General features: G+C 40.6%; 15 protein-coding genes. 5 read left to right on the forward strand and 10 right to left on the reverse strand.

What is annotated here, in order from left to right:
* Window positions 1-16 precede the first annotated feature (16 nt).
* The 4 genes from ruvX to ACYVRS_RS01135 form a co-directional block, all read right to left on the reverse strand.
* Window positions 17-451 carry a Holliday junction resolvase RuvX gene (gene ruvX, locus ACYVRS_RS01120; RefSeq protein WP_054114394.1) on the reverse strand — a complete coding sequence of 145 codons (435 nt, stop codon included), beginning with the start codon at window positions 449-451 and terminating at the stop codon, window positions 17-19.
* The gene (locus ACYVRS_RS01125) at window positions 451-717 is read right to left on the reverse strand and encodes an IreB family regulatory phosphoprotein (protein ID WP_005228556.1); all 267 of its coding nucleotides are present in this window, start codon (window positions 715-717) and stop codon (window positions 451-453) included. Before ACYVRS_RS01125 ends, ruvX begins: the two co-directional genes overlap by 1 nt.
* 145 nt (window positions 718-862) lie before the next feature.
* A complete protein-coding gene (locus ACYVRS_RS01130; protein WP_312500080.1) occupies window positions 863-1693 on the reverse strand; it encodes a TIGR03943 family putative permease subunit in 831 nt (276 codons plus the stop codon).
* Window positions 1694-1696: 3 nt separating this feature from the next.
* A complete protein-coding gene (locus ACYVRS_RS01135; RefSeq protein ID WP_461202204.1) occupies window positions 1697-2623 on the reverse strand; it encodes a permease in 927 nt (308 codons plus the stop codon).
* 211 nt (window positions 2624-2834) lie between these two features.
* Between ACYVRS_RS01135 and ACYVRS_RS01140 the strand changes: the two genes are divergently transcribed.
* Entirely contained in the window at window positions 2835-3203 is a 369-nt protein-coding gene (locus ACYVRS_RS01140; RefSeq protein WP_313540374.1) for a thioredoxin family protein, read from the forward strand.
* A 305-nt stretch (window positions 3204-3508) separates the two neighbouring features.
* Here ACYVRS_RS01140 and ACYVRS_RS01145 read toward each other — a convergent pair whose 3' ends face one another.
* Window positions 3509-4183: a redox-sensing transcriptional repressor Rex gene (locus tag ACYVRS_RS01145; protein WP_054114398.1), complete on the reverse strand. Its 675-nt coding sequence runs from the start codon at window positions 4181-4183 to the stop codon at window positions 3509-3511.
* A gap of 218 nt (window positions 4184-4401) precedes the next feature.
* Here ACYVRS_RS01145 and ACYVRS_RS01150 point away from each other — a divergent pair, with 218 nt between their 5' ends.
* From ACYVRS_RS01150 to add, 4 genes are all read left to right on the forward strand, one after another.
* Window positions 4402-6336: an ABC-F family ATP-binding cassette domain-containing protein gene (locus tag ACYVRS_RS01150; RefSeq protein WP_461202206.1), complete on the forward strand. Its 1935-nt coding sequence runs from the start codon at window positions 4402-4404 to the stop codon at window positions 6334-6336.
* Between the two features lie 90 nt (window positions 6337-6426).
* On the forward strand, window positions 6427-7146 hold the full coding sequence (locus ACYVRS_RS01155) for a C39 family peptidase (RefSeq protein ID WP_313540378.1): 720 nt from the start codon (window positions 6427-6429) through the stop codon (window positions 7144-7146).
* A gap of 143 nt (window positions 7147-7289) precedes the next feature.
* Window positions 7290-8396: an alanine dehydrogenase gene (gene ald, locus ACYVRS_RS01160; RefSeq protein WP_313540381.1), complete on the forward strand. Its 1107-nt coding sequence runs from the start codon at window positions 7290-7292 to the stop codon at window positions 8394-8396.
* 152 nt (window positions 8397-8548) lie between these two features.
* Complete coding sequence (gene add / locus ACYVRS_RS01165; protein WP_461198127.1) at window positions 8549-9580, forward strand: adenosine deaminase; 1032 nt, start codon at window positions 8549-8551, stop codon at window positions 9578-9580.
* 179 nt (window positions 9581-9759) lie between these two features.
* On the opposite strand, the gene ACYVRS_RS01170 is transcribed toward add, so the two are convergent.
* The 5 genes from ACYVRS_RS01170 to ACYVRS_RS01190 form a co-directional block, all read right to left on the reverse strand.
* Window positions 9760-10083, reverse strand: coding sequence for a type II toxin-antitoxin system RelE/ParE family toxin (locus ACYVRS_RS01170; RefSeq protein ID WP_461202209.1), 324 nt, complete (start codon window positions 10081-10083; stop codon window positions 9760-9762).
* On the reverse strand, window positions 10080-10313 hold the full coding sequence (locus tag ACYVRS_RS01175) for a type II toxin-antitoxin system prevent-host-death family antitoxin (protein ID WP_461202211.1): 234 nt from the start codon (window positions 10311-10313) through the stop codon (window positions 10080-10082). Before ACYVRS_RS01175 ends, ACYVRS_RS01170 begins: the two co-directional genes overlap by 4 nt.
* Before the next feature lie 269 nt (window positions 10314-10582).
* Window positions 10583-11287: an HAD family hydrolase gene (locus tag ACYVRS_RS01180; RefSeq protein WP_313540387.1), complete on the reverse strand. Its 705-nt coding sequence runs from the start codon at window positions 11285-11287 to the stop codon at window positions 10583-10585.
* Window positions 11288-11919: 632 nt separating this feature from the next.
* Entirely contained in the window at window positions 11920-13218 is a 1299-nt protein-coding gene (locus tag ACYVRS_RS01185) for a PTS sugar transporter subunit IIC (protein WP_461202213.1), read from the reverse strand.
* A 27-nt stretch (window positions 13219-13245) separates the two neighbouring features.
* Window positions 13246-14634 (reverse strand): glycoside hydrolase family 1 protein, encoded by a 1389-nt coding sequence (locus ACYVRS_RS01190; RefSeq protein ID WP_461202215.1) that lies wholly within the window; start codon window positions 14632-14634, stop codon window positions 13246-13248.
* Between the last annotated feature and the right edge of the window lie 220 nt (window positions 14635-14854).

Raw genomic sequence — 14854 nt, forward strand, 5'->3', positions numbered from 1 at the left:
ATTTCCTCTTTTCTTTTCAATTAAACAATTGTTTTCCAGCGCCATCCAAATAATTTTGCAAAATCATGACTGCCGCCAACTTATCAATGACTTTCTTGCGTTTCGCACGAGAAACATTGCCTTGTTCTACGAGCATCCGCTCTGCTTGAACAGTCGTTAGACGCTCATCCTGATACACCACAGGCAACGCAAAACGCGCTTCAATTGCTTGACCATATGCCATTGATGCTTCGGCCCTCGGTCCTATGGTATTGTTCATATTTTTGGGTAGGCCAACCACAAAGTGGGTGACTTCATATTCTTGCACCAGCTCAGCCAAGCGATCATAACCGAAATCATTTTCATCTTCGTTGATCCGAATGATTTCGATCCCTTGGGCGGTCCATCCCATCGGGTCACTTACAGCCACACCGACCGTTCGCGAGCCAACATCTAATCCCATGACTCTCATTATAGGTTTATCCCGTGATTGCCTAAATAGTAGCGGATCAGCACTTCCATGATTTCATCTCTTTCATGGCGACGAATCAAATTCCGGGCATCCCGATAACGAGGAATGTAAGCCGGGTCGCCAGAAAGGAGATAGCCAACGATTTGATTGATTGGATTGTATCCTTTTTCTTCTAATGCTCGATAAACAATAGCCAATGTTTCACTAACCTCTTTTTTTCGACTATCATCAAAATCGAAGCGAACTGTTTCATCTGTAAAACCCATTTCACGACACCTCTCTTTGTGTAGATTTTAGCATATATTGCACTCTAATTGTACTAAAGGTTGTTGAAAACTACAAACATATGCCTTATCTTTTCTCTATTATAACAAAGCTTTATGATGTTTTTATGAAGTTTATCAAAAAAAACTAAAATGCCCGATACACGTATTGGTTATCCGGTGCGTCGATGGTCGATGATTGATCCACCACGACCATTGGCAAGTCTCGTTTGAACGGCGCATAATACTGCGACTGGATCGTTCCTTCGACCTGCAGCCACTGATTGTTCTTTGTTTGTGTGTCTGCCGGCAATTCGACCCGCAAACCAAAGACACCAGAATCTGCCACACAGTGGATGATCCCGAAACGGAACAAAAAGATTTCGTTATCATCGTCTTGATCTTGATGGTAGACGAATCCCTCGTAGCTCACTTTCTTGCCGATAAATTCACTAGGATAGGTATAGATCAGCTCCATCACTTCCAGATAATTCTCATCCGTGATCTTGATCGTAGTCTGATCGGCATAACGCGCCAAAGACGTTTCCATCTGCGTGTTGTAATCATCTTTGTTAAAATACAGGCTCGTATCTGGTTTCAGATATTGCGTTGTCATTTCAGGATCGCCCACAGATTCCTCACTCAAGGGAAAGTTGAAGCCTTTTGCTTCCACAATCGTCGTATCCAAACTGACCGTTGGGAAGAACAGACCGACAATGATCGGCAAAGCCAGCAGTAAATAGGCCAACAGCCTTTGATGTTTCTTTTCTAAACCATGCTGATGGTCATCACCATGATGGTGACTAGGCTCCTGCTTGACCCAAAAATAAAGTTGCACCAGTGCCAAAACCAATGAAATGATCATTGACAGAATCGCCAAGTACCGATAGTGGACATTAATGAATTGATTGAGTTTTCCAGATACTTGTAGATACATCATGAGCTCAAAATAACCAGATAATATCAAAAAACGTATCATTTCCTACACCACCCATGCAAAAATAGACACGACGACAGCCACCAAACCGACCAAAGAAGCAATAAAACGGCCAGTGAAATAACGCTTCATCATCAAAAGGTTTTTTATATCGACCATTGGGCCAAAAACCAGAAAGCCTACAACAGGCCCCGCGCCAAACAAACTCAACAACGAAGAGCCAATAAAGGCATCTGCCTCTGAACACAAAGATAACGTCAAAGCCAAGAGCAGCATCACGAATACCGCCAGCAACTTTGTCGATCCTAATGTCAGCATCAAGCCAGTCGGCAAATAGGTCTGCATGGCTGAAGCAATCAAACCCCCTATGATCAAATAGCGGCCCGTGTCAAAAAACTCATCTAAGCTATGTTGCAACAGTGCTTTGATCTGCTGCCCTTTTCCCTCTACCGGCGCATGGTCATGCCCGTGATGATGATGGTGTCCATTGGGTGTACCCTTTTGCATCAAGGACATCGATTGCTGTTTCAACACCCCCTGTTGATTAAAATAGGCCAACCAGACACCAACAACCATCGCTACGATCAAACTGCCAACGACACGCAAAAATGCAAATTTGGCTGAATTTCCGAAAGCAATAAATGTCGAAAAGATCACGATTGGATTCACGATCGGCGCAGTCAACATAAACGCAAAGGCTGTATGTACTGGAACATCTTTTTTGACAAACTGATTGACAATGGGGACGATTCCACATTCACAGGAAGGGAAAAACACACCCAGACCACAACCCATCGCAATAGAAGCCAATTTATTTTTAGGTAATATTTTTGTAACCCGTTCTGGGGTCAAAAAAACTTGCAGCGCCCCTGAGATCAAACAACCAAGTAATACGAATGGCAACGCCTCGATGACAATGGATAAAAAAATCACACTCATTTGCAAGACAGAATTCGGCAAGGATTGGAACATATTTTTTTAACCTTCTTTATCTATAATATCTAATTGCTGGCATTACTATACGTTTTTTCTTTGGCTAACACAATGGTTTTTATCTTTTAGACTGATTTTTTTTTGATAGCTTTACATTTTGCTCATCTTGTTTCGCCAGATTTCAGCGCTACAACAAACATTTTGACAGAAACGCCAAAGGCAGGTACATTGAGGGAAAGAGGTGATTTCAATGGAAAATGAAACCAACATCGATGCAGCAATTCTCGTTGAGGGTGCACCGTTAGGAATTCTTTATTTTTCACAACCAAATTGCAGTATTTGTTTAGCAGACAAACCGCGTGTCCTACAACTTGCGCAGATGCATGGCATCCCATTTCATGCTGTCAATAGTTTGGAGGAACCTGCCATTGCAGCACACTTTGCTGTCATGACAGTCCCCGTCGTCTTACTGATTGCCAAAGGAAAAGAAGTTCATCGTGAAGCGCGAATCATCGACTTTGGACGACTGGACAAGCAGATGCAGCGTTATCAAGCTGCTTTGGATTCGAATGAAGAACCCCTGTCCTATGCTTCTTTGTTTGACCAGTTAGCTGAATAATGGGCTGAACAACTATTTATCACATTTCAATCACAACGATTCAGCTCGTCTGACGCCCTTTGGTCGTCAATCGCAGTGATTCGGCTCGGCGGTGACTACCCTCCCTCCGGTCAGCTAGTACTGTTCATCATCTGCTCTGACGCCCTTTGGTCGTCAATCGCAGTGATTCGGCTCGGCGGTGACTACCCTCCCTCCGGTCAGCTAGTACTGTTCATCATCTGCTCTGACGCCCTTTGGTCGTCAATCGCAGTGATTCACAGCAAAACCACCTTATGCGGGTTGGCATAAGGTGGTTATTCTATCGTCTATTCTTCAGTCGCTGGTTCTTCCACGGGTTCTTCATGGGATAGTACGTTGCCTGAATGTAAGAAATAAATCAATGTTTGTAATTCGTTGGTCAAATCAACATTCTGAATCAAGACACCTTTAGGCGCTGTGATTCTGGCTGGTGTAAAGTTCAAGATTCCTTTGATTCCGGCTTCTACAAGATCATTGACCAAATCTTGTGAGTATTGTGCTGGAACTGTTAAAATTGCCACATCGATTTGTTGAATTTTCACTTGTTCTTTCATATCATCCATTGGATATACAGGTACGCCATCCACGATACGGCCAACTAAGTCCTCGCTGACATCAAATGCAGCGCTGATCCGGATACTATTGCTTTGGTGGAATTTATATTTCAATAATGCACTGCCCAAGTTCCCTACCCCAACAAGGGCAACATTGGTCATATGATCTTCGTTTAAAGTTTTTGCAAAAAATTGCATCAAGCTTTCAACATCGTAGCCATAACCACGTTTGCCTAATTCACCAAAATAAGAAAAATCGCGGCGGATCGTCGCACTGTCCACTTGAACAGCTTCACTTAATTCAGTAGATGAAACTTTTAATTTGCCAGCATTGTGTAAAATGCGTAAGTAACGGTAATATAAAGGCAAACGCTTTGCCGTTGCCTTTGGAATTTGATGATCTTTCAAAGAAATTACTCCCCCATTGTGAAAAATTCACGTGTGATGTAGCTATCATATCAAATACATTGTTCAAAAATCAATTTGAATGCTCATAAATTGAAATTTATTTTTAAAAATGGTAAAATCAAAATTTTCATCAATCGCCGTTTTCTTTAAGATATGATAAAATGAAGCTATTGCATCCTTGAAGCCACTCGCTTCTCACAGATAGGAATGAGACATTAATGATTCTATTACAAGCCAACCAAATCGCCCGTCTATTCGGCGCCGAGGTCTTATTTGAACATATCCAACTCGAGATCGCCAGGCAATCTCGGATCGCCCTAGTAGGTCGAAATGGTGCTGGCAAATCCACGCTGTTGAAAATCATTGCAGGGATCGAAAGTCCTGACAAAGGAACGATCGCTAAGAACAAAAGTGCAACCATGGGGTACTTAGCCCAAGACACAGGGCTGAACAGTCAAGCCACTGTTTGGGAAGAAATGTTGGAAGCATTCACGGTCGTTCGGAAAATGGAGCAGCGTATGCGCAGCCTTGAGCAAGCGATTTCAGATGCAGCTCCTGCGACAGACATGTCTTCTTTACTAAAAGAATACGACCAATTGCAACATGAATTCGCGGAGAAGAACGGCTATGGGTACGAAAATGAGATTCGTTCAGTGTTGCATGGATTTCAATTCGATCCTTCCTTTTATACACAATCAATCGACACACTTTCCGGCGGCCAGAAAACCCGTCTGGCGTTAGCCAAAATGCTCTTGCAAAAGCCAGACATTCTGATTCTCGATGAACCAACCAATCATTTGGACATTGATACATTATCGTGGTTGGAGTCTTACTTGCAAGGATATGCTGGTGCTTTACTGATCGTGTCTCACGATCGCTACTTTTTAGATAAAGTCGTCAATGAAGTCTATGAACTAAGCCGGCAAAAAATGCGCCATTATAAAGGCAATTACAGTCGTTACCTAGATTTGAAAGCCGAACAGCTGCAAAGCGATTGGAAAGCTTTCGAGAAGCAACAAGACGAAATCAATAAGTTAGAAGACTTTGTCGCGCGCAATCTAGTTCGCGCCTCTACGACCAAGCGTGCCCAAAGCCGCCGCAAACAGTTAGAAAAAATGGAACGCCTCGATCGGCCCCAAGGCGATGAAAAATCAGCCCATTTTCTTTTTTCCATCGAAAAGCCTTCTGGAAATGTTGTCATGCAGTTAGAAGACGGCGCCATCGGTTACGCACAAGATGTGTTGTCTGCACCCATCAATTTGGACGTACGCCGCAAAGATGCCATCGCTTTGGTCGGTCCTAACGGGATCGGCAAATCGACTTTATTGAAATCATTGATCCATCAATTACCATTGATCACAGGGGATGTACATTTAGGTGCCAATGTCACCATTGGGTACTATGATCAAAAACAATCTGATCTGCATTCGACCAAAACGATCCTTCATGAACTTTGGGACGAACATCCGACCACACCTGAAGTAGAGATTCGTTCGATATTAGGCAGTTTCCTCTTCTCTGGTGAAGATGTCGAAAAACCCATCACTTTGCTGAGCGGCGGTGAGAAAGCGCGCGTAGCGCTAGCGAAGTTAGCCATGGACCATGACAATTTCTTGATTTTAGATGAACCAACCAACCACTTGGATATCGATAGCAAAGAAGTTTTAGAAAATGCCTTGATCGATTATGAAGGCACACTGTTTTTCGTTTCCCATGACCGTTATTTTATCAATCGGATCGCCACGAAAGTCATCGAACTATCAGAAAGCGGCAGCAAACTGTACTTAGGAGATTATGATTACTATCTAGAAAAGAAATTAGAAGAAGCCGAGATCGCCGCTTTATTAGACACCAGTACAACCGAAAAACAACAGTCTGCTGGCAAGAAAAGCTTTGTCCAGAGTAAAGAACAGCAAAAAACCGTTCGCACCTTACAACGTAAAGTCGATCAGATCGAAAGCGACTTGGCAACCATCGAAGAGACGATCAGCGAAATTGAAAAAGCAATGACCGAACCAGAAGTATTGAATGACCATTTGAAACTAACCACCTTCAATCAACAGTTGGAAGCTGCCCATCATCAGCAAGAACAACTGTTGGAAGATTGGGAAGCAAGCAGCATTGCGCTAGAAGAAGCGCAATCATCCCTTTAGAATCCGCCTCTGGTCTGATGACAGCCCTCTCCTCCTTTGTTTTACTGGAAGTAAGAGAAAAAACGTAAAACATAGATAGGAGGAGATTTGATGCTATCGGCCAAAACGTATCGAAAACGACAGCCGCGCTTGGTGTTCATTGGATTTATTTTGTTGTTTGCAGCTTTTGTGCGGGGTGTGTTTTTCGTACAATCATATGATATGGGGTATGATGACGAAAGCATGGTATCTGTATCCATGGTCGAATCAGATTGGGCAGATGATTATGCAGCATTTAACGATGAGGCCTCGCTGGTTTTATCTGACAACGGGATTGATACCCCTTTGTATTTGCAGACAAATGAACAATGGGCGGATGACTATTACGGCCTTGACGGGAACCAAACGATGGCGGAAAATGGCTGTGCAATTGCTTCACTGGCAATGGTCGCATCTTCCATCAGCGGCTATGAAGTATTGCCGACAGAAGTAAACGATTGGGCTGGCGACAATTATTATGTCGCGGGACAAGGGACGCAATGGCAGATTTTTTCTGACTATGCTGCAGACTATGGCTATCAATATCAAGACCTTGGTACGAATCTTGATCTAGTTTCCAGCTATTTAACTGCTGATCACCCTGTCATTGTTTCTGTAGGTCCAGGCAGCTTCACAGAAACTGGTCATATCATGGTGCTCGCTCGTCTTCAAGATGAGCAAGTCATCGTCCTAGATCCAAACGATTCTCCAGAAAAGTATCACTATGATACCTATTTCACCTTAGACGAAATCGCGGATCAAAGTGTTCGTTTTTGGGCATTGTCGTTATAGTCACGTGCTCTACCTTGCACTTCAGTGCGATTCCTCTTTATTGGTGAATCGCACTTTTTTTGTACAACAATATTTTTTTTCGCATACTTTAGCACAAGAATTCGCTTTCTCGTTATAATAGGTGACAGAGAGGTGTGATATGTATGAAAATTGGTTTGCCAAAAGAAATCAAAAACAATGAGAATCGCGTAGCATTACCCCCATCCGGTGTCTACGAATTGGTAAAAGATGGACATGAAGTCCTTGTTGAAACCGGCGCAGGAGAAGGCGCCACTTTCTCTGATGATGCCTATCAATCCGTCGGTGCCACCATCACTTCCGTCGAAGATGTCTGGGCTGTAGATATGGTCATGAAAGTAAAAGAACCGCTGCCTGAAGAGTATCCATTCCTTCACGAAGGCTTGATTTTATTCACCTATTTCCACATCGCCGCCAACAAATCATTAGCAGAAGCACTACTATCTGCCAAAGTCACCGCCATCGCCTATGAGAATGTTCAATTAACTGACGGCACCTTACCGCTTCTTTCACCTATGAGTGAGATCGCCGGTCGAATGTCTGTTCAAATAGGTGCCCAATTTTTAGAAAAAATCTATGGAGGCAAAGGCATTTTACTTTCAGGTGTTCCAGGCGTCCGTCAAGGCCGTGTCACGATCATTGGTGGTGGTGTGGCAGGTGAGAATGCAGCAAAAGTTGCGGTTGGTCTCGGCGCACAAGTGACCATTTTGGATGTCTCAATTCCTCGTTTGCAAGTATTGGATCGTCAATTTGCAGGTCAAATCCAAACCCTTTATTCCAATCGTTTGAATATCGAAACTGCCTTAAAAACCACCGATCTCGCAATTGGTGCTGTACTCCTACCTGGGCAAAAAGCACCTTGTTTGGTCACTACTGAGATGGTCAAAAGCATGCCAAAACAATCGGTGATCGTAGATATTGCCATCGATCAAGGTGGCATCTTTGAAACAGAAGACAAAGTTACCACTCATGATGATCCGACGTATATCCGCGAAGACGTGATCCACTATGCAGTCGCGAATATGCCTGGCGCCGTTCCGCAAACAGCAACAGTCGCGCTGAGTATTGCTACATTGCCTTTCGCAAGAGAATTGGCTAGTGATCCCAACAACGCATTGCAAAACAATCTTGCGTTAGCAAAAGGCATCATTGCCTATAAGGGACATTTCACGTTAAAAGAGGCTGCGAAAGATTTAGCCTTACAATATACGCCTTTCGTGGACTGTAATTAACCATTCCATTAACAAAACGGTTGTTTTCCCTAATAACATTCGGGAAAACAACTGTTTTTTTGTTGATTATGAGAATTTTCTTTTTGTGCTAGCAGACAAAAGCGAATTATGCTATATTCATACTTAAAAAAATTGCTGCTAGGAGGAACAACGTGCTAACCAAAGACCACATCCAACAATTTCCTAAAATAGAATTACATTGCCATCTGGACGGATCAATCCGCCCTCAAACGATGATAAACATTGCCAATCAACAAGGACTACCCATTGCACAAGATCTAGCTGAGGTCAGTCGCAACATGCGCGCCCCAGAAAGATGTGACCACTTAGTCGATTACCTTCGTTGCTTTGATTTTGTACGTCCCTACCTGCAAAGCGAAGAAGCCTTATCAATGGCTGCCTACGATGTCATGGAACAAGCCGCTGAAGATGGCGTCGCCTATATTGAGATTCGTTTTGCACCCAGTCTATCAATGGATGAAGGGTTGACTTGTATCCAAACCATCAAAGCTGTCGCAAAAGGGATCGCTCAAGCAGAAGAGACTTTTCCCATCAAGGGCAATATACTGGTGATCGGCATGCGTCAAGAAGCACTTACAGATATCTCCACGATATTCAAAGAGGCGCTAGCAGCAGACGAACCAAAGGTCGTTGGTATTGATTTGGCTGGTCCAGAAGACGATGGGTATGTCCCTTCATTGGCTGAAAGCTACCAAGTGCTGATTGATCAGCAACAGATACAGTTGACCCTTCATGCTGGTGAATGCGGCTGTGTCCAAAATGTCTATCAAGCCATCGAGAGCGGTGCACAGCGCATCGGTCACGGTATTGCAATGAAAGATGATTTCGTTGCACAAGCCTTTGTCCGCCAACACGATCGATTGGTAGAAGGCTGTCCAACAAGCAACCTCCATACCAAAATGATCGAATCCTATGCTGACTACCCTTTGCGGCAGTGGATTGAAAGCAAGATGCCTTTTTGCTTAAATACAGATAATCGAACAGTATCCAATACAACGCTGACCAATGAATACTGGCAAATGGTGCAGCACTGTGATCTAACGATCCATGAAATGCAAGACATGCTGACACTTGCGGTGCAGCATTCTTTTGCAGCAGAGGAAGATAAAGAGGCATTGTTGCGACAGATAAAATGCACTGTCCACAGTGAGACGATCAAATAAAATACAGCACGGCATTGACCCCATAAATTAAAACAAAAAACACCCCTTGCTGAATTCAAGTTAAATGAATTTAACAAGGGGTGTTTTTTCGTCATTTCATGCGCTATTTTTAAGGACTTATAAGGACTTATGTAGTAGCATATTTCAAAGATTCGTGTATTTGCTATATAGTGGGTCATTTATTCTAAATATCTTTTAAATTTTCGTATAGGATCTTCTGTAACAGAATACAATCGTAATAATGTAACTGTTTGATTTTCTTCGTCAATCGTATAAAACACAACATTTTGTTTCAATGGTAAATATCTATACCCACTGAAAGTATACATCAATGTTGTTGCTTCTTTACCTTTGTATGGAAATTCACCTAAAGAATCAAAATGATCAAATAGTGACACTAATATTTTCTGTGATACAGATTTTGAAAACTCATTTATTAAATAATCAGACAGTTGATCCAAATCCTCTAACAAGTCATTCGTTAATTTTACTTGGTAGTTCATATATGAAATCTCGTTCTAGCAATTGAAAGATCTACAGTTTCACTTGTTTCAGCTTTTTTCAGTTGTTCCAAAATTTCTAAACTTGCTTTTAATCGATCATAATCTTCAATATCAATTACAACATATTTCCCTCTTCCATTTTTCGTTAAGAATACTGGTTGGTCATTGGTAACTTCGTTCAAAACTTGGTTATAGTTACGCAAATCAGATACAGGCTTAATGTTCATCATAATCATCATCCTCCTGTAAATATTGTACTATATTTTACGAACAATTTACAGCATATTTCTTTATCAATGCCACTTCACCCATCTTACCCAAGCCCACGACTTACCTCTGGTGTAGCGTGTAGAATAAACGCCACCATTATCAGCAAAAAGAAAATAGGACAAAGTTTCCTATTGTTCCTCAAATAAAACCATCTTCTAATCTGATTTTAGTACAAGTGATGGGTTGAAAAACAGGCCAACACTTATTACGCTATCGAAAAACCGATTTTTTAATGAGAGAGTATAGCCATCATTTTTTCAAGTAAGCTGTCTTGCGGTTCGACAATCATATCGGGCAAGAGTTGATTCTCCGGCAGCACGTTCTGACGTCTATTGAGCCAAATCACCTGCCATCCTGCAGCTTTTGCGCCCATAATATCATTTTGGTATGAATCACCAACATACAGTAACTCATTTGGCGAAGCTTGAATATCCCTAGCAGCCTTTAAAAATAGCTTCTTATTCGGTTTGGCAATCCCTTGTTCTGATGAAATAAAGATGCGGTTCTCTGGAATCCATTGTTGAAGCGCTAGTTGTTTGATTTTCATACGCTGGTGGGCACTAGGTCCATTCGTTATGATCCCCATCGTTATATTTGACCGATAACACAAGTCTAATGTTGCTCGTACATCATCAAGCAGCGTGATTTTTTGTTGATACGCAAAATAGCTTTTTTGAAACGCCGCAGCTTCGGTCGAAGTGATTTGATAACCAAAATCAGCCATTGCTTGCTGAATACGGTAATGGTGCATATCAGAAACACTGATCGTCCCCGCTTCGGTGTCATGGAATACTGTATCACTATGGACACGGCTTCGTTGATAAAGTGCGGGGATTGGGATGTCGTATAAGGCGAAATGATCATGATAGGCTTGAGAAAAAGGCTGTAACTGATCATAAAGTGTATCATCAAGGTCGAAAAAAACAGCTTTCATGTTGGCTCCTTAAAAAGTAAAATTTTATGTATCTAAAACATCAATGCCATTTTCACAAAATCATTAGTAACAACTATTTTACCACGTCAATGCATTTTTTTATTCCTTATAGTTTGGAAAAATAAAACTAACAGACTACTATATTTATTGAATTGATAGTCAGCCATAAAGATATATCCTTTATATAAAAAGGACCATTATACGTTTTTATTATAAACAGATAACCAAATATTGAATATTACATTTCTTTGCAGCAACTTTGAAACAAAATTGTTTACTTGTTGCAATTTATAGAATTAAACAATAAAACCAGTACCATCATCTGATACTTGTTATAAAAATTCTAACTATATTATCTCAAAAATCAAGTGCCCACAAAAAAACAAGTTTTCAATACTAAATATCTATATTTAACGTACCAGTTACCAAAATTTCATTTTTCACTTCTTTCAATAATCCCCTCTTTCTCCAATTACTTAACTATATATTCATTAATATAAAAAAAAAGATACCATATGATCAGGACGTCATTTTTGTGATACGTATCCAAAAACGCGAAAGCTACTGATCTACACCAATATCTTTCGCGTTTGCCTTACTTCCGATACATCTTCAATTCCAAAAATACTTCATTAATTCATATTCATCATCTTCAATGCAGTTCTTTCACTGATCTTCATAAATGGCAAATAAATGAACACACCCATTATAATAATGATTAATTGAACAATAACCGCTCTCCAATCTCCACCGGTTGCTAAAAACCCACTGAGCAATGGTGGTGTTGTCCAAGGAATCAAAACAACTGTATGATTCATAAGACCTAAAGCAGTCGCATAATAAGCGATAATCAATCCCAAAGAAGGTAATAGTACGAATGGGATCATTAGTGGCAGGTTAAATACGATAGGGTAACCAAAAATCACCGGTTCATTAATATTAAAAATTCCCGGAGCTGTTCCTAATTTAGCCACACTTTTGGTTGCACGATGTTTCCCAAAAATAATTGTGGCCAAAATCAACGAAATTGTACTCCCGATTCCACCGATCATGCCAAAAGTCGGTATAAATACATTAGTTATAATATTGGGTATTTCTGCTCCATTTTGAAGTGCCAACATATTTTCATTCATATTGATCAAAGCAACAGGCATTAATAAAACACCATTAACAATGGTTTGGTGGATTCCTAATGTAAACAGGAAATTCCCAATACTGTATATCAATATCGCGCCCCATAATGAAGTATTGATGCCGCGTAGTGGTTCCTGAATAAATTTAGCAACTAGATCCAATAGATTGGTATCAAAGACTGTTAATAAAATTAAAGAGAAGCCGGCAAAAATTGAAACAACTAACATTACAGGAATCAACACATTAAATGATTTTCCAACTGCTGGTGGAATATCATCTCCTAGGTTAATTTCCAGTTGTTTAATGGCTGATATTCTGATAAATAATTCAGTTGAAAGCAAGCCAACGATGATACCTGCGAACATCCCTTGTGTTCCTAAGTCGCTAAATCGCATGATACCAATGACATCCACTGCAGATTCAGCATCAATTGGTGTAACTGTCGTTGCAAAAGGCATGATTACGACCAATACCGAAAGCGCCAAGCCTGTAGCTGCAATCGGATTTTTAAAGTCTTTATTCTTTGACAAACAATATGCAATCATTGGCGCTAGTAAGATACTGGATATATTCAAAGTTCCGTTCGTTACCATCTTCCCCCAATATTGAGCAGTCCATAGACTATCTTCTTGCCAGAACCATGGAAAGACAACATTATTGATCAAAACAGCCATGCCTGCCAAAATAAAGAAGGGCATGAGTATAGCGAAAGCATCTCGAAGTGAACGTAAGTGCACTTGATTACCGAACTTAGCGGCAACGACTGTGAATTTATCTAAATATTTATTCTCTTCCATTTCTTTCTCCCTTTCTATCTCATATCTTTAAAGTTCTTCCCCATTACTTTCAATCGTGTTTTTCATCCAATAAAAACTTTTCTTAGGAATGCGTCTTAGATCTTTTAAATCATGATTTTCTCTATTCACATAAACCATGCCGTACCTTTTTCTCATGTCACCTTGTGAACTTAAAATATCAATCAATCCCCATCCCAAGTACCCAAGCAATTCTACGCCATCATATGCAACGGCGTCCTTCATCGCCTGTATATGAATTTTATGATAGTCGATTCGATAATCGTCTTGAATTTCGTTTATACCATCCCAATATTCTTTGACACCAATCCCATTTTCATTGATAAAAAGCGGCATCTTATATCGGTTACTCATTTTTGCCAATATGTTTCTCAAGCCAAGTGGGTCAATTTGCCAGCCCCAATCTTTTGACGCTTCTAAATACGGATTTTGGGCATATCCTTTTTCCCAATAGTAATTGACAGGCGTATTATCTGGAATCAGACTGGCATCTACCGTATGTGAAGCATAATAACTAAACGCTAAAAAATCATTTTTTGTTTTTGCGAGTTCAGCTAAATCTCCTTCTCGTAAAATGTGTAATAGACCCGCATTTTCCATAAATGCCACTACTTCTTTAGAATAAAAACCATTTACAAACACCTCCAGTAAGTTATGATTCAAGAATTCATCTAATTGCCGGGTTGCAAAAACATCTTCCGGTTTTGACGTTAATGGATAAAACTCCATATATGTCAACATTCCACCGACTAAACAATCTGGAAAATTTGCTTTTACATAATTTGAAAAAAGTACATGAGACATCATCACATGATGACTAATCGTATATAACTCCTCAAGGGTTTGTTCCCCTTTAAGATACCCACTATATTTAAACGCTTTCGTTGTACTGTATAAATTTTGCTCATTCAAAGTCAGCCAATATTTCACCTTGTGTCCAAAACGTTTCACCATTTCTTTCCCATATCGCACAAAAGCGTCTACAACATGTCTATCCAAAAAACCATTGTATGTCTCGGCCAAGTGTAACGGCATATCAAAATGATACAAACAAATACAAGGTTCAATTCCTCGGTTGATCAGCTCATCAATAAACTGATCATAAAAAGCAATACCTTCTTCATTAAATCCCCCATCTCCCCGAGGATTCACGCGACTCCACGATATTTGAAACCGATAACAGTTCATGCCCATTTCTTGCATTAGATCAAAATCTTCCTTATACCGATGATAACTATCCGTTGCCACTTTCCAATCAGAAGCAAATTCGGTCGCTTCTCTCACATCATAAACTGAACGCCCTTTTCCACCCTCATTCCATGCGCCTTCTGTCTGCATACTCGAGACAGAGTTTCCCCATAAAAATCCTTCTTTCAATACCGCTCTCTGACTTTTCATCAAATTCCTCCTTCACCTTTATAAGCAAAATGTATCAGAGTAGACATACAGCAACAATGGTTCTAGCTCAGTAAAAAACCTGTTTTTGACCAAAAAACAAATGAAAAAACGAGCTACTACATATAAATAGAGAAATGACGATACTTCAAGGATTTATAGACACTATCATCAATATTTTGCTATAATCGAAAAAACAACCGCTTTCATTTTCAAGAAAGGA

Source organism: Enterococcus salsurae (genome assembly GCF_054784955.1).

Bases quoted from the DNA above. Each gene is read 5' to 3' on its own strand.
- ruvX (WP_054114394.1), bottom strand. From the start codon at position 451: ATGAGAGTCATGGGATTAGATGTTGGCTCGCGAACGGTCGGTGTGGCT.
- ACYVRS_RS01125 (WP_005228556.1), bottom strand. From the start codon at position 717: ATGGGTTTTACAGATGAAACAGTTCGCTTCGATTTTGATGATAGTCGA.
- ACYVRS_RS01130 (WP_312500080.1), bottom strand. From the start codon at position 1,693: ATGATACGTTTTTTGATATTATCTGGTTATTTTGAGCTCATGATGTAT.
- ACYVRS_RS01135 (WP_461202204.1), bottom strand. From the start codon at position 2,623: ATGTTCCAATCCTTGCCGAATTCTGTCTTGCAAATGAGTGTGATTTTT.
- ACYVRS_RS01140 (WP_313540374.1), top strand. From the start codon at position 2,835: ATGGAAAATGAAACCAACATCGATGCAGCAATTCTCGTTGAGGGTGCA.
- ACYVRS_RS01150 (WP_461202206.1), top strand. From the start codon at position 4,402: ATGATTCTATTACAAGCCAACCAAATCGCCCGTCTATTCGGCGCCGAG.
- ACYVRS_RS01155 (WP_313540378.1), top strand. From the start codon at position 6,427: ATGCTATCGGCCAAAACGTATCGAAAACGACAGCCGCGCTTGGTGTTC.
- ald (WP_313540381.1), top strand. From the start codon at position 7,290: ATGAAAATTGGTTTGCCAAAAGAAATCAAAAACAATGAGAATCGCGTA.
- ACYVRS_RS01170 (WP_461202209.1), bottom strand. From the start codon at position 10,083: ATGAACTACCAAGTAAAATTAACGAATGACTTGTTAGAGGATTTGGAT.
- ACYVRS_RS01175 (WP_461202211.1), bottom strand. From the start codon at position 10,313: ATGATGAACATTAAGCCTGTATCTGATTTGCGTAACTATAACCAAGTT.
- ACYVRS_RS01180 (WP_313540387.1), bottom strand. From the start codon at position 11,287: ATGAAAGCTGTTTTTTTCGACCTTGATGATACACTTTATGATCAGTTA.
- ACYVRS_RS01185 (WP_461202213.1), bottom strand. From the start codon at position 13,218: ATGGAAGAGAATAAATATTTAGATAAATTCACAGTCGTTGCCGCTAAG.
- ACYVRS_RS01190 (WP_461202215.1), bottom strand. From the start codon at position 14,634: ATGAAAAGTCAGAGAGCGGTATTGAAAGAAGGATTTTTATGGGGAAAC.